The sequence below is a fragment of the Amphritea sp. genome, from assembly GCF_016744155.1.
Classification (GTDB): Bacteria; Pseudomonadota; Gammaproteobacteria; order Pseudomonadales; family Balneatricaceae; genus Amphritea.
Map to the genome: position 1 here is coordinate 110,888 of NZ_JADGEW010000008.1, position 13,495 is coordinate 124,382.

At 45.9% G+C, this 13,495-nt stretch carries 12 protein-coding genes; 10 read left to right on the top strand and 2 right to left on the bottom strand.

The genetic code is table 11. The features are described from left to right. Positions 1-108 precede the first annotated feature (108 nt). From QZZ54_RS09055 to QZZ54_RS09075, 5 genes are all read left to right on the top strand, one after another. Positions 109-1,770, top strand: a complete 1,662-nt coding sequence (locus tag QZZ54_RS09055) for a nitrite/sulfite reductase (protein ID WP_290701876.1) — start codon at positions 109-111, stop codon at positions 1,768-1,770. Continuing rightward, positions 1,754-2,233: a DUF934 domain-containing protein gene (locus QZZ54_RS09060; protein WP_290701879.1), complete on the top strand. Its 480-nt coding sequence runs from the start codon at positions 1,754-1,756 to the stop codon at positions 2,231-2,233. Before QZZ54_RS09055 ends, QZZ54_RS09060 begins: the two co-directional genes overlap by 17 nt. A 19-nt stretch (positions 2,234-2,252) precedes the next feature. Then, positions 2,253-3,008: a phosphoadenylyl-sulfate reductase gene (locus QZZ54_RS09065; protein WP_290701881.1), complete on the top strand. Its 756-nt coding sequence runs from the start codon at positions 2,253-2,255 to the stop codon at positions 3,006-3,008. A gap of 128 nt (positions 3,009-3,136) precedes the next feature. Beyond that, complete coding sequence (cysG, locus tag QZZ54_RS09070) at positions 3,137-4,561, top strand: siroheme synthase CysG (protein WP_290701883.1); 1,425 nt, start codon at positions 3,137-3,139, stop codon at positions 4,559-4,561. A gap of 144 nt (positions 4,562-4,705) precedes the next feature. After that, positions 4,706-5,611 (top strand): HDOD domain-containing protein, encoded by a 906-nt coding sequence (locus QZZ54_RS09075; RefSeq protein WP_290701885.1) that lies wholly within the window; start codon positions 4,706-4,708, stop codon positions 5,609-5,611. Positions 5,612-5,727: 116 nt separating this feature from the next. Here QZZ54_RS09075 and QZZ54_RS09080 read toward each other — a convergent pair whose 3' ends face one another. Further along, positions 5,728-6,156 (bottom strand): hypothetical protein, encoded by a 429-nt coding sequence (locus QZZ54_RS09080; protein WP_290701888.1) that lies wholly within the window; start codon positions 6,154-6,156, stop codon positions 5,728-5,730. A gap of 401 nt (positions 6,157-6,557) precedes the next feature. Between QZZ54_RS09080 and QZZ54_RS09085 the strand changes: the two genes are divergently transcribed. The 5 genes from QZZ54_RS09085 to QZZ54_RS09105 all read left to right on the top strand — a co-directional run bounded on the left by QZZ54_RS09085 (position 6,558) and on the right by QZZ54_RS09105 (position 12,724). Then, the gene (locus QZZ54_RS09085; RefSeq protein ID WP_290701891.1) at positions 6,558-7,847 is read left to right on the top strand and encodes a TolC family protein; all 1,290 of its coding nucleotides are present in this window, start codon (positions 6,558-6,560) and stop codon (positions 7,845-7,847) included. Positions 7,848-8,065: 218 nt separating this feature from the next. Then, positions 8,066-10,162 carry a type I secretion system permease/ATPase gene (locus QZZ54_RS09090; protein ID WP_290701894.1) on the top strand — a complete coding sequence of 699 codons (2,097 nt, stop codon included), beginning with the start codon at positions 8,066-8,068 and terminating at the stop codon, positions 10,160-10,162. Continuing rightward, a complete protein-coding gene (locus QZZ54_RS09095; protein WP_290701897.1) occupies positions 10,159-11,466 on the top strand; it encodes an HlyD family type I secretion periplasmic adaptor subunit in 1,308 nt (435 codons plus the stop codon). The genes QZZ54_RS09090 and QZZ54_RS09095 overlap by 4 nt, the downstream gene beginning before the upstream one ends. A 146-nt stretch (positions 11,467-11,612) precedes the next feature. Beyond that, positions 11,613-12,461 (top strand): alpha/beta hydrolase, encoded by an 849-nt coding sequence (locus tag QZZ54_RS09100; protein ID WP_290701900.1) that lies wholly within the window; start codon positions 11,613-11,615, stop codon positions 12,459-12,461. Beyond that, on the top strand, positions 12,461-12,724 hold the full coding sequence (locus QZZ54_RS09105; protein ID WP_290701903.1) for a GIY-YIG nuclease family protein: 264 nt from the start codon (positions 12,461-12,463) through the stop codon (positions 12,722-12,724). Before QZZ54_RS09100 ends, QZZ54_RS09105 begins: the two co-directional genes overlap by 1 nt. A 233-nt stretch (positions 12,725-12,957) precedes the next feature. Here the strand turns inward: QZZ54_RS09105 and QZZ54_RS09110 are convergent, their stop codons facing one another. After that, on the bottom strand, positions 12,958-13,446 hold the full coding sequence (locus tag QZZ54_RS09110) for a heme-binding protein (RefSeq protein WP_290701906.1): 489 nt from the start codon (positions 13,444-13,446) through the stop codon (positions 12,958-12,960). Positions 13,447-13,495: the final 49 nt, after the last annotated feature.

The following is a 13,495-nucleotide window of genomic DNA, read 5'->3' on the forward strand; positions in this document are numbered from 1 at the left end:
CAAGAATAAGAACGTTTTAAGTACTGATATAAAAGCTTATATCAGGCTATTGAATTTCTGAATTGTAATTTTTAAAGGGTGAGGGTCGGTTAGCCGGCGGTATAAACGATGTATCAATATAACGAACAGGATCAGAATCTGATCAATGCGCGGGTTGAGCAATACCGCGATCAGACCCGCCGCTTTTTGGCAGGTGAAATTCCCGATGAGGAGTTCCGTGGCCTGCGACTGATGAACGGCCTTTATATCCAGCGTCAGGCGCCAATGCTGCGTATCGCTGTTCCCTATGGACTGATGAACTCTGTTCAGGTTCGCAAGCTGGCGGATATCACCCGTAAATATGATAAGAATTATGCTCATATCACTACGCGGACTAATGTTCAGCTGAACTGGCCTAAGCTGGAAGAGGTGCCTGATATCCTTGCTGAACTGGCCGAAGTTCAGATGCATGCGATTCAGACCAGTGGTAATTGTTTGCGTAACACCACCACCGATCATTTTGCTGGTATTGTTCCGGATGAGATTGAAGATCCGCGCCCATGGTGTGAAATCATCCGCCAGTGGACTACGCTACACCCGGAATTTGCTTATCTTCCACGTAAATTCAAGATAGCTGTTACCGGTGGTCCTGAAGACCGTGCCGCTTCTCAGGTGCATGATATTGGTCTGCATATGGTGAAGAATGCAGAAGGTGAAGTTGGTTTTGAAGTGCTGGTGGGTGGCGGTCTGGGCCGTACGCCGGTAATTGGTAAAGTGATTCGTCAGTTCCTGCCAAAACAAGACCTGTTGACTTACCTTGAAGCTATTCTGCGAGTTTATAACCTGAATGGCCGTCGGGATAACAAGTACAAAGCGCGTATCAAAATACTGGTTAATGCTCTGGGTACTGAAGAGTTCAGCAAGTTGGTCGAAGCGGAATGGGAAATTATTCGCACGACAGAGCTGGCGTTGACCGAAGAGTATATTGAAAAGATTAAAGGCTTCTTTGAACCGCATCCTTATGCAGTCGATGCTGTGGATGGTCTTGCTGTGCTGGAAAATCAGCTGGCAGATAATAAGGAGTTCGGTGCCTGGTACGAGCGTAATACCCGTGAGCATAAAGTAGCCGGATATCGCGCTGTTGTTATCTCTCTGAAACCTCACTTAAAACCGCCAGGGGATATTACCGATGTGCAGCTTGATGCGGTTGCAGATCTGGCAGATACCTTTAACTTTGGTGAAATTCGCAGTACTCACGATCAGAATCTTGTATTTGCCCATGTTGCCGCCGGTGATCTTTATACACTGTGGCAATCATTGCGTGACCTGAATCTGGCGCGTGCGAATATTGGCACATTGACCGATATGATCGTTTGCCCAGGCTTTGACTACTGCTCCCTGGCGAATGCTCATACTTTGAATGTGGCGGATCAGATTAACGCAAAATTTGATGATCTGGATTATCTCTATGATATCGGTGATATCAAACTAAATATGTCTGGCTGTATCAATGCCTGCGCTCATCACCACGTTGCTCATATCGGGGTTCTGGGTGTGGATAAGGGCGGGGAAGACTTCTACCAGATTACTCTGGGTGGTTCATCCCGTGAAGATGCCTCTTTAGGTAAGATTATTGGTAAATCGGTACCTCAGGCTGAAGTGGCTAATACCATTGAGACCATTTTGCAGGTTTATGTTGAAAACCGTCATGAAGAAGAACGTTTTATCGAGACAGTTCGCCGTATCGGTGTAATACCGTTTAAGGAGAGAGTTTATGCCCCTATTAATTAATCGTGCTGTAGCTGAAGATAGTTGGTTGCTGGTTGATGAAGACAACCTCTCTGCTCATGTCGATGAAGATATTGTCGTCCCTTATGAGCTGTTTGCAGAGAATGTTGATTCTCTGATGCAGGCTAAAGGAGCGTTGGGTGTCAGAATCAATGGAGATCAGAACCTTGACCTCGTGCTCCAATATCTGGATAAGCTGGCGTTGGTTGCGATAGAGTTTCCTGCCTTTACCGATGGGCGGGGTTTCAGCTTCGCTAGAATTCTGCGGCGTTCCGGTTTTACCGGTCAGATTCGCGCAGAGGGTGATGTTACCCGGGATCGTCTGGAATATATGGAGCGTTGTGGTTTTGATGCCTTTGCTATTCCAGCTGATCGTTACAGTGCGGATATTGCCAATGCCTTTGGTGAAGTCACTGTACACTATCAGGGCAGCGCCGATGATGAACGACCTATTTTTCGCCAGTAACTGATTAGGAGATAGAGCCATGAGCGAACAAGTAACCGCGGAACTGGAAGCGAAAATCGCTAACTCCATCTCAGTACTGCAGCAAGCTGCTGCTGAGTACGCCGAGGGCAAGATAGTGTTTGCCAACAGCCTGGGTGCTGAAGATGTGGTGATCACTGACCTAATCAGTAAACATGCCTCACAGATCGGTATGTTCGTATTAGATACCGGTCGCCTTCCTGAAGAGACGCTGAAACTATTGGCCGATGTTCAGGCGCTTTATCGAAACTTAAAGGTTGAGCTTTACTATCCTGAATCGGCAGATGTTGAACAGTATGTTCATGACAATGGCGTTAATGCTTTTTATCAGAGCCAGGAGATGCGCAAAGGTTGTTGTTTTGTGCGTAAGATCAAACCTCTGAAACGTGCTCTGGTCTCTCGGGATGCCTGGATTACAGGCCTGCGTCGAGAACAATCTGTAACCCGTGATGAAATCGGCTTTAAAGAGTTTGATGAGGGTAATGGCATCGATAAGTTTAATCCGCTGGCGGACTGGACTGAAAAAGAGGTGTGGGCTTATATTCGGGCTAATAATGTGCCGTACAACGAGCTTCATGATAAGCAGTATCCGAGCATCGGTTGTGCGCCTTGTACCAGAGCGGTTGCCGCAGGTGAAGATGTCAGGGCCGGTCGCTGGTGGTGGGAAAATCCAGAAACTCGTGAGTGTGGCTTGCATCCGGGAACCCCGGTTGCTGAGACAAAACCGATCAATGTGATGGATTTTCTGCCAAAGTAGCGCGTTTTAATAAATTGTCTATGAGCCCGCTAACTGCGGGCTCTTCTTTTCTGCTATCTTTTCATTAACTCTTATATAAGAACTTAATTTTCAAAGTTTATTTTCATCTCTGTTTCTGAGGACGTTCTGTGGATTACCTGCCGTTATTCTTTAAACTGGAAAATCGAAGCGCTCTGTTAGTCGGGGGCGGTCAGGTTGCCTTGCGTAAGGCGACGCTGCTGACTCGAGCAGGTGCTCGGGTGACCGTAATAGCTCATCAAGTTGAGCCAGCGTTAACAGAATTGGTTGAACAGAATGGCGGCCAGACTATCATTGGCGAATACCACAGCGGCCTTCTGGATGATGTTTACCTGGTCATTGCTGCGACAGACGATGATCAGCTCAATGAACGAGTCCATTACGACGCGGTAGCGCGGCATATTCCCGTCAATGTGGTTGATAATCAGCCCCTTTGTACCTTTATCTTTCCGGCCATTGTTGATCGATCTCCGATTGTTATCGGTATCTCATCAGGGGGAGAATCTCCGGTACTTGCTCGGCTATTGCGAGCAAAGCTCGAGACCTGGATTCCCCAGGGCTATAGTCGTCTGGGACGGCTGGTTGGGCAGTTTCGACAACAGGTGAAAGAGACATTCACTAGTGTAGAGCGTCGCAGAATCTTTTGGGAAAAAGTTCTTCAGGGGCAGATTGCTGAAAAAGTATTTGCCGGGCGGGATAGCGAAGCACGCACTTTATTGGAATCCGCAATTGAAAAGGCTGACCCCGAACATCAGGTGGGCGAAGTTTATTTGGTTGGCGGTGGGCCGGGTGACCCTGAACTGCTGACATTCAAAGCACTACGATTGATGCAACAGGCGGATGTAGTGTTGTTTGATCAGTTGGTTTCTCCAGCAATTGTTGATCTCTGTCGTCGTGATGCTGACCGGGTTTTTGTTGGTAAACGGCGGGATAACCATACCTTACCTCAGGAAGGTATTAACGAATTGCTGGTGAAATATGCTCTTCAAGGGCGAAGAGTGCTGCGATTGAAAGGGGGTGATCCTTTTATCTTTGGTCGGGGCGGGGAGGAGCTGGAAACTTTGAAACAGCATAATATCCCGTTTCAGGTGGTCCCGGGTATTACGGCAGCTAGCGCCTGTTCGACCTATGCGGGTATTCCATTGACCCACAGAGACTATGCACAGTCGGTCAAACTGGTTACCGGACAGCTAAAAAACCGGACATCTGACCTTAATTTTGATGAACTTGTTCACCCTAATCAGACGATTGTCTTTTACATGGGGTTACATACTCTGCCAGAGCTCTGCGAACAACTGATTGCTCATGGTAAACCTGCAGAGACGCCAGCCGCTATAGTATCCAATGGCACCAGGGCTGAACAGAAAGTTTTGACCGGCACTTTGGATAGCTTGTCTGAACTTCAGAGCAAAGCGCAGTTGCCGGCTCCAGCGTTGATCATTGTGGGCGAAGTCGTGTTGTTGCATGAGAATCTGGCTTGGTTTGGTGAGGATGTTTTGCAGAATCATGGTTTGATTCTACCTGACGCCGAATAACTGGATTCCTGAAGTGCTTTGTAACCATTATGGCTAGGGTATTGAGCTTAACTGCCGATAGCTACGTATATACTGATATTAAATGGATTATCAGGAATGGTTTCTTACACATAGCTGAGTGCTCCGAAGATAGAGGAAGTCATTGTGGATGAACTAAGCAAAAGAATCTCAACCCTGGAATTTGTTAAGAACAGGATAGATAGTCTGCCTTTGTTACCCTCTGTAGCCCATGAACTGAAGCAGTTGAGCCAGGATTCTGTCGATTTTTATACCAAAGTGGCCGAGCTTGCTGAGCAAGACCCTCCATTGGCCGCAAAGTTACTGACTGCCGCTCATGCTTCTTCAGGGGCTCTTAAACCTGAATATAATATTGAACAAGCGCTTGAGCGAATGGGTGTTTTTAATACCCTTAAGTTGATGAATTCCCTGATTAAAACTGATGTGTTTGAGCCCACTAAACCGGGTCATAAAGGTGGATGGAGACATTCTGTAGAAACCGCGCGGTTTAGCCGTTTCTTGGCTGAGCATACAGTGGGATTCAAGGTTGACCCTGATCTGGCCTATATGAGTGGTTTGTTACATGATATAGGTCGCTTTGTTCTATTGCAGGTCGCGATTAAAGCGGTGGAAGTTGTCGATGATACCGGTTGGAACTCTCCTGAGGAGCTGACCGATGTGGAAGATAAGTTATTTGGCTTTACCCACGCTGAGGTAGGTTTTCTGGCAGCTCAGCATTGGAAGCTTCCGAGTACTATAACGAATATGCTGCGGTTTCATCATCACTACAATCTATGGGAACTCGAAGGACTTTCTTTACCCTTCAAACAGCTCCTTACCATTGTTCAATTCGCTGATTTCCTCAGTGTAATGGTCATTAAGCATCCCGAATGGCCCGCCTGGTCTGAAGATGAACTAAGGGAACGGGTCACCAGTTTTTGTATTCATGAAAAATGGCCTGAAATTGAGTTTCCGATAGATCAGCTAATTTCAGAGATGCCGGCTATATCGGAACAATGCCAAAAAGTGATGATAAAGGCAGGAATTGCCTGAGTGTATTCTGAGTTTCTTTTAGCTGATGTACCTACCAACTGCTGATAGCGCCAAAGAGAGCTTGTAGCGAACCAGAGCTGCTAGAGCTATATAAAATCTTCTTTATGAAGGTTGGGTTAGTTGAAGTTTCCTTTGAGGTAATCGTTTATAGATTGGGTAATATCTTCTACCCGCTGTTTGTCACAGAATTGCGAAACTTTGCGGCTCTGTACGCTATGAAATCCTATGCCATTGAGTTCGTGAGTAATGGCGTCTTCGCCATATTGATTGATGAGTCTATTTATCATTGTCTGTTTATCAAATGGAACTCTGCAGGTCTTGGCTGCACCCAGACGAGACCATGTTGTTTGCAATTGCTCATCATAGCCAAGAGCATCTATGCCGGTGAAGCCACTATTGTAGTGAAAAAGGTAGACGTAGGGCATTATGTTCCACTTTGTCATCCCTCCTGTGCCGCTGTAGATGGGCTGCTTAGGTTTATCTAAGCTGGTACAGCCTGTGATAATTAACGTAGCAAAACAGGCTGCTGTGGTGAATCTGTTCATTGCCCATGCTCTCCAGATTACTGTGATTTTTTTTGCACCAAGGTGAGCATATGTTCCCTAACAGGAAGGGCGGATCACCTAATATTGAAATTCATAACATAAATTTATACTGTATTTTTACAGGAGGACACTATTTAAGTGAATAGGTAATAATTTGTTGCTTTATGTTGGTTGAATATATGTCCGATAGTTGCCATGTTAGTCTTTGATAAATAAGGTACCATTTTGGTTTGAAATAGTTGTTTAAAAATTAGATTAGTGTCTGCTTAATGCTACACTTCGCTGTATAGGTTAAATTTGCTTTAATAATTTGAAGAGTTGGGACTGGAGCGTATGAAGCTTAATGCGCATTGTTTCGGATTGTTTTGGCTAGGGACATTATTCATATTAGGGGTAGGGGTATGAATCGTAAGGTGTTTATTGGTTTTTCGTTGTTGCTAGTTGCCGGTTCGAGCAGCGCAATGAGCGTGGATGAAACTGTTTCCAGCAGTCTTTCATACCATCCAGCGATGAGTGCAGCGACAAATGATCAGCGGGTTTCAGAACTTCAAATTGATGAAGCGAAGAGTGGCTATCGCCCAACAGCCTCGATTGAAATTTCGTCAGGGGTTCAATGGGCTAACAACACTACTATTCGAGGTTTTCAGGATGGTGGGAATGATACGCATGTTAATAAGGCCGATTTTCGTCTTCGACAGATGTTATTCGATGGGGGCTCTACTCGTAGCCGGCTAGATGCGGCTAACAGTGGATATGAAGCTGCAGGATATCTGGTTAATGAGAGACAGCAGGATATTATTACGTCAGCAGTGCAATCGCATCTGAATGTACTCAGAAGTGAAGAGTTGTTGGCGCTCGCAACAGATAATCTTGAAGCGCATCGTAAATATCTTGAAGATATCGAAAGCAGGGCAAGTCAGGGCGTTATTACAGAAACCGATGCTCACCATGCGCGTGCCCGTTATGCCTTTGCTGATGCTTCATTGATGCAACAGGAAGAAGGGCATCTGGTGGCAATCAGCAGATATCTTGAGATTGTAGGTATTAAACCAGAGGGATTAGACCCGGTTAGTCGTCCGACTGTAGCTTACAATAGTCTCGAAGAAGCACTGGACTCAACTCTAAACCATCCGACGGTTATGCAGTCTGGGGCTGTAGTTCAGCAGGCCCGAGCGAATTATGAGCAGTCAAAGACCGCTTTCGCACCAACAGTTGACTTTGAAATTCGTAGTACTATTCAAGATTCGTCAGCGACCTCTGATCTCTCTATCTATAACCCCCAGTCTTACGATACTTTCGCTGGTGTTGTAGCAAGCTATGATCTTTCAAATGGCGGGGCTGATGTTGCTAGAAAAGGGGTAACAGCAGCCCGGCAGGCATCTGCTGAAGAGCTATACAAACTAGCTGCTCGTGATACCAGGGAAGCGATTCGCACCAGTTGGTATTCCCGTGATAAAACAGCTGATCGGGTACCTTTGTTACAAAGCTATACCGACTCTTTGGAACTGGTATTGGCTGATTACATTGATCAGTTTTCAGTTAACCGTCGAGACTTACTTGATCTGCTTGATAGGCAATCAGAAACCTTTAGGGCTAAAGCGGATTTAGTGGATGCTCGATATGACCTCTTAATCCAAGATTTTGAACTGCTGCAGGCAACTGGGCAGCTGTCTGGCCGCTTTAGTAACTAAGATTTTTTAGGCTATCGCTTAGTGCACTTACTAACTAAAAAGCTCCTCATTTGAGGAGCTTTTTAGTATTAACTCGTTAATAAGTACCCGGAATGGCTAACTAATTAGCAAATATACTATTTTCATTTGTTATTATTGTTTTCAGCATTTATTAGCAGGGTGTTTACAGCAAGTTGTTCACTCTGATCAGCAATTATTTGCAGTAATGCAGGAGAGTTATGGCATATCAGTCTGGTCTGATTAAGGGTATTTTAGCTGCAGCCAAAGTATTGGGGCGTAACCTGGATGAAAAGTCACTTACCGTCGGTTTGGTTGCCGATGCCGAGGCGCCTGGAGCTGATTATATTTCCGAGATTCTGTCTCGGGCGGGGCTGGCCTATGACCGGCTGACGCTAAAGCTTGAAGATATACCCAATGGCAGTGGGCCGATTCTCTTGCTGTTGAAAGGAGGAGAGTGGGCACTGTGGCGTGGAAAAGAAACGCCCATTATGTATACGGCTGAAGGTGAAACGGCTATTTCCCACAGCCAGCTGTCCGCAGTCTATGAGGGGCAAGCCTGGGTTATCTATCTTCCTGTTCGTTGGCAGCAGACAGAGTTACCCGATGCTGATCGTACTGCCTGGTTCAGGCACCTGCTGGCAGGCCAGAGCTGGATCTTTAGTTATGCTTTACTGGCAACGCTGATTATTAACCTGTTTGTTATGGTTATCCCTTTCTTTACTATGGCTGTTTATGATCGGGTCATTCCTAATAATGCGCTTACCAGCCTTACTGCATTGGCAATCGGGGCTGCGGTGGTTTTGGTATTTGATTTTGTCATCAAAAATATTCGCACTTATCTGATTGAATCAGCCGGTCGAAGAATCGATAATCAGCTGGGTGTTACGGTATTCGCGCGTCTGATTAAACTTAAAACACGCGCAAGGGTTCAGCCTGCGGGTCAGTTGGCATCAACTATTAAAGACTATGAAACCATTCGTAATTTCATGTCTGGTGCTACCATTACCCTGTTAGGCGATCTGCCATTTTCGCTGTTATTTATCGCCATTATTGCTTTTGTAGCCGGTCCGATGTGGATATGGCCATTGATAGGGTTGGTGGTCATTTCTGGAATAGGTATCTTATTGCAGATTCCTCTGCGGCGTTTGGTATCGGAGAGTCAGAAAGATAGTACTGAGAAAAATGTCCTGCTGTATGAATCTCTTGATGGTATTGAGTCTTTGAAGGCATTAGGCGCTGAAGATTGGAGTACTCAGCGCTGGCGTCAATTGGTTGGGCTTAACAGTGTTAATCAGGATATGTACCGTCGTTGGAGTGGTTTTTCTCAACACTCCGCAGGTCTCATTCAGATGTTGGTGAGTATTGCTGTTATCGTGCATGGCGCGATATTGGTCGCTGATGGAGAGATAACGACAGGTGTGCTTATCGCTTCGATGATGCTTAGTAGTCGGGCGATGAATGCTTCAGGTCAGGTTGCCAATTTGTTGGTGAGTTACCATCAGGCCAGCCTTAGTTATGCTGTAGTCAATGGTGTCATGCAGGGAGAGTCGGAAAGCCGTTCAGCAGAAGAGACGATAAATAAGACCTGTTTTCAAGGACACCTCAAGGTGGAGAACCTTACCTTTAGCTATCAACCAGATCTGCCCCCCATTTTTACAGACTTGAATATTGATATCCAACCGGGTGAGCGGGTGGGGATATTGGGAAAAATTGGTAGCGGAAAAAGTACGCTATTGAAATTATTGATGGGATTGCAGCAACCTGGCGGGGGGCGGGTGTTGATAGATGATCTTAATATTGAATCTTTGGATATGGTCAGCTTACGGCGAAATATTGGCTATCTTCAGCAGGAAAATCACCTCTTTAGCGCTAGCCTGCGGACTAATATCTCATTGAGAGACCTGACTGGTGATGATGAAGCGGTACTTAAAGCCATGAAAGTGGTTGGTATCGATCAAGTCATCGGTCAAACAGCTCAAGGACTGGATCTCCCTATTGGTGAACGTGGTGGAAGTTTATCGGGTGGCCAAAGGCAGTTAGTTTGTTTAGCCCGTGCTTTTTATTCAGAACCACCGATTTTATTATTGGATGAACCAACTAGCTTGCTCGATAACAGTTCAGAAAAGCGTGTATTACAAGGCATGAAAGAGGCCATTGGTGAAAAGACATTGGTGCTGGTTACCCACCGACCGAGCTTGCTCACGTTGGTTGATCGTCTGATCGTTCTGGAAGGGGGCAGAGTTGTGGCAGATGGGCCGAAAGATCAGGTACTAAACGCACTAAACTATCACGAACAGCAGGGAGCTCCGTCATGAGTATTCTGCAGAGCACCGCGCTGTCTTTACATCTTGATGTCAACCGTGGCCCTCGACTGGCGGTGGTACTACTGTTGATAATTATTGCTACTTTTCTATCCGGTTTTTTGGTTTGGGCCAGTGTTGCTTCACTGGATATTACCGTTTTTGGTAGTGGTCGAGTGGTGCCTTCGGCTAAGTTACAGGTGGTGCAAAATCTTGAGGGCGGAATAGTTTCAAATATTCATATTCAGCAAGGTGAATATGTACAAAAAGATCAGTTATTAATGGAAATTGATAATACAGGGTTTACGGCCAATCTGGAGGAAGTAAGAGCTAACTATCTTGGTGCGCTTGCAGGTGCTGCCCGGTATTTTGCAGAAGCTGAAGGTCATGAACCTCGGTATCCTACAGAATTAAATGTGCACAAAGAGTTGATCAAACAAGAGGATCAGCTGTTCCTGGAGAGAACACTGGAACTGCAGGCGGGTCTTGAGGTGCTGAGCCAGCAAGAACAACAGCGTGGGCTGGCCAGAGATGAGATAGAGCAACAGATAAGATCTAATCGCAGAACATTATCTCTGATTAGAGAAGAGTTGCGATTGAATCGTCCTCTGGTGGAGAAGGGTGCTACCTCACGGGTTGAATATATCCGTTTGCAGCGAGAAGAATCAACCTTAGTGGGTGAGATTGAGGGGCTTAAGCTGGCGTTTACCCGTACCAGCGCTGAAATGGCTGAAGCGCGTTCCAGAGTGACTCAGATGGAGGCTACTTTTCGTTCAGAAGCTCGCTCCCAATATAATGAGCTGCAAACCCGTATTTCTGCAATGAGGGAATCTCTCAAAGGTGAGCAGGACCGTGTTGAACGGCGTCAGATTAAAGCGCCAGTTTCAGGTATTGTAAATCGCTTGCTGATCAATACTATCGGAGGGGTAAGTCGCCCCGGTGATGATCTGATTGAGATAGTGCCTGATGAAGATAACCTGCAGATAGAGATGCGGGTTAAACCCGCAGATATAGGTTTTATAAACCAGGGGCAGCCAGCACTCATTCGCTTTACAGCTTATGATGCCTCAATATTTGGGCCGTTAAATGGCACTGTATTACAGATAGGTGCCGATACTTTGACAGATGATCGGGGTGAAGTCTTTTATCAGGTGATTGTAAAAGGAGAGCGAAGCTTTATGGGGGTTGCTGAAAACCCACTGCCGATTATTCCTGGCATGGTAGCTGAAGTGCATGTAACCACGGGTAAACGAACACTCCTTGATTATATTGTTAAGCCAATTAGTAAATTAAAGCAGCAGGCCTTAAGAGAAAGATAATAATGTTGCTTGATTAGGATAGGTCGGGTGCAATATGCGCCTTTGAATATCTCTTTAAATAGTTTAGTTCTGGGTAAAGATTATTTATAGTGAGATAACTGAGAGTGTTATAACCATGGATGTTTTTAGGCCTAATAGGAGGTTTTATGCCCAGTTGCACGATCAATAACCGGGAGATGCATTATCTGGATCAGGGAAGTGGATTTCCACTTCTGTTGGGTCACAGTTTTCTCTGGGACAGCCGAGTTTGGGCACCTCAACTCGAGCTGCTATCGCAACATTTTCGCTGTATCGTTCCCGACTTATGGTCCCATGGCCAGTCCCAGCCAATATCAGAAGGTGATCTGAGTATTGAGCAGTTAGCTGATGATCACCATCTGTTGATGCAGCAATTGGGAATCGAACGCTATAGCGTATTGGGTATGTCTACTGGCGGGCTATGGGGCGCTCGATTGGCGTTGAAATATCCTGATGAAGTGGCCAGCCTAACATTGATCGCTAGCTATCTTGGCAGTGAAGCGGCAGAAAACCGGGAAGATTATCTTGAACTCTTTCATATTGTTGAACAGTTAGGTGAGCTTCCCTCTGCGGTGGTTGATGCGGTAGTCAGAATCTTCTTTTGTCCTGAAACTCAGGAGATAAACCCCGCTTTGGCTGAAACTTTTCGGTTTGATCTTATGTTCCTTTCACCGGAACAGATCGCTGGGATCGTCGCCATGGGAAAACAGATCTTTACGCGTAGCTCAATGATTGATGAGCTTGCAGATATTCAATGCCCAACATTGATTCTGGCAGGGCAGAATGATACTCCTCGTCCTCTGGCTGAGCTGAAACAGATGCACAATCTGTTACCGGGAAGTCAGTTTGCAATCATCGAACATGCCGGTCATATGCTAACGATGGAACAACCGGGTGAGGTCAATCAGCTTCTGGCTAACTTTCTCGCGTCTATTGATGGTGTGCAATTGGATTCCAGTGAGCTGGTTTTTGTCTGATGTCAGAGGCCTCACCCAGTTGGTATGTATATATATTACGGTGCGTGGATAGCTCGTTATATACAGGGGTCACTACCGATACCGAACGCAGGGTCAAAGAACATAATCAAAGTGATCGACTTGGCGCAAAATATACTCGCTACAGACGGCCGGTTAGCCTGGTTTATCGAGAACCTTGTAAAAACCGATCGGCGGCCTGCAAGCGGGAAGCTGAGATTAAAAAACTCTCTCGTCAGACTAAGATAAAATTGATTGGCACTTAGGTAGAGTAATGAATCTGTTTATTCGGTATTCACTGTACGTTACTGTTTTCATTCTTAATACTATTCGTCGTTAATTTTCGGTCGCTCCTACAGCAGGTAGATAATCTACTGACAGAAGTGAGTTCTACTACATATAACATTTGGCCTTCCAGTTGCGCTGTTAATTGACCAGTCAGATTAAAAAGAGACCTTAGGGTCTCTTTTTTGTTAATTATATGTTCTTCAAATCATAATTATTTCTGGCTCAGTACCTTATCAATGGCCGCCTGAGCGCAGGCCTGGTCAAGGTGACCACCTGGCGCACCGCCGACCCCGATACCGCCTATTTTTTGTCCTGCTACTTTAATAGGTAAACCACCACCCAGAATCAGGATATTTGGATCCATATCCCGTAGGCCTGCGACCTCAGGCATCTTCTTAATAAGATCAGCAAAATCGGCGGTAGGGCGCCCCATGCTAGCAGAGGTATAGGCTTTCTTTCGGCTACTTTCCAATGTGTGCGGGCCGGCGTTGTCTGCGCGGATCTGCACTCGGGTTATACCTGATGCGTCTACTACAGAAACACTGACGTTGTAGCCGTCTGTTGCGCATTGAGTCAGCGCTGCGCTGGCAAGTTTCTGTGCTGTATCAAGGTTAAGGTAGGCCTGCTGAGGGAGTGCTGTCGCCTGAACAGAACCAGCAAGAGTCATTGCGGCAGCCATTGTGAGAAGTTGCTTAATCATCGTCATGTTCCTCGTTTACTTTCATTTGATGATTGTAGGATAGGCCTTA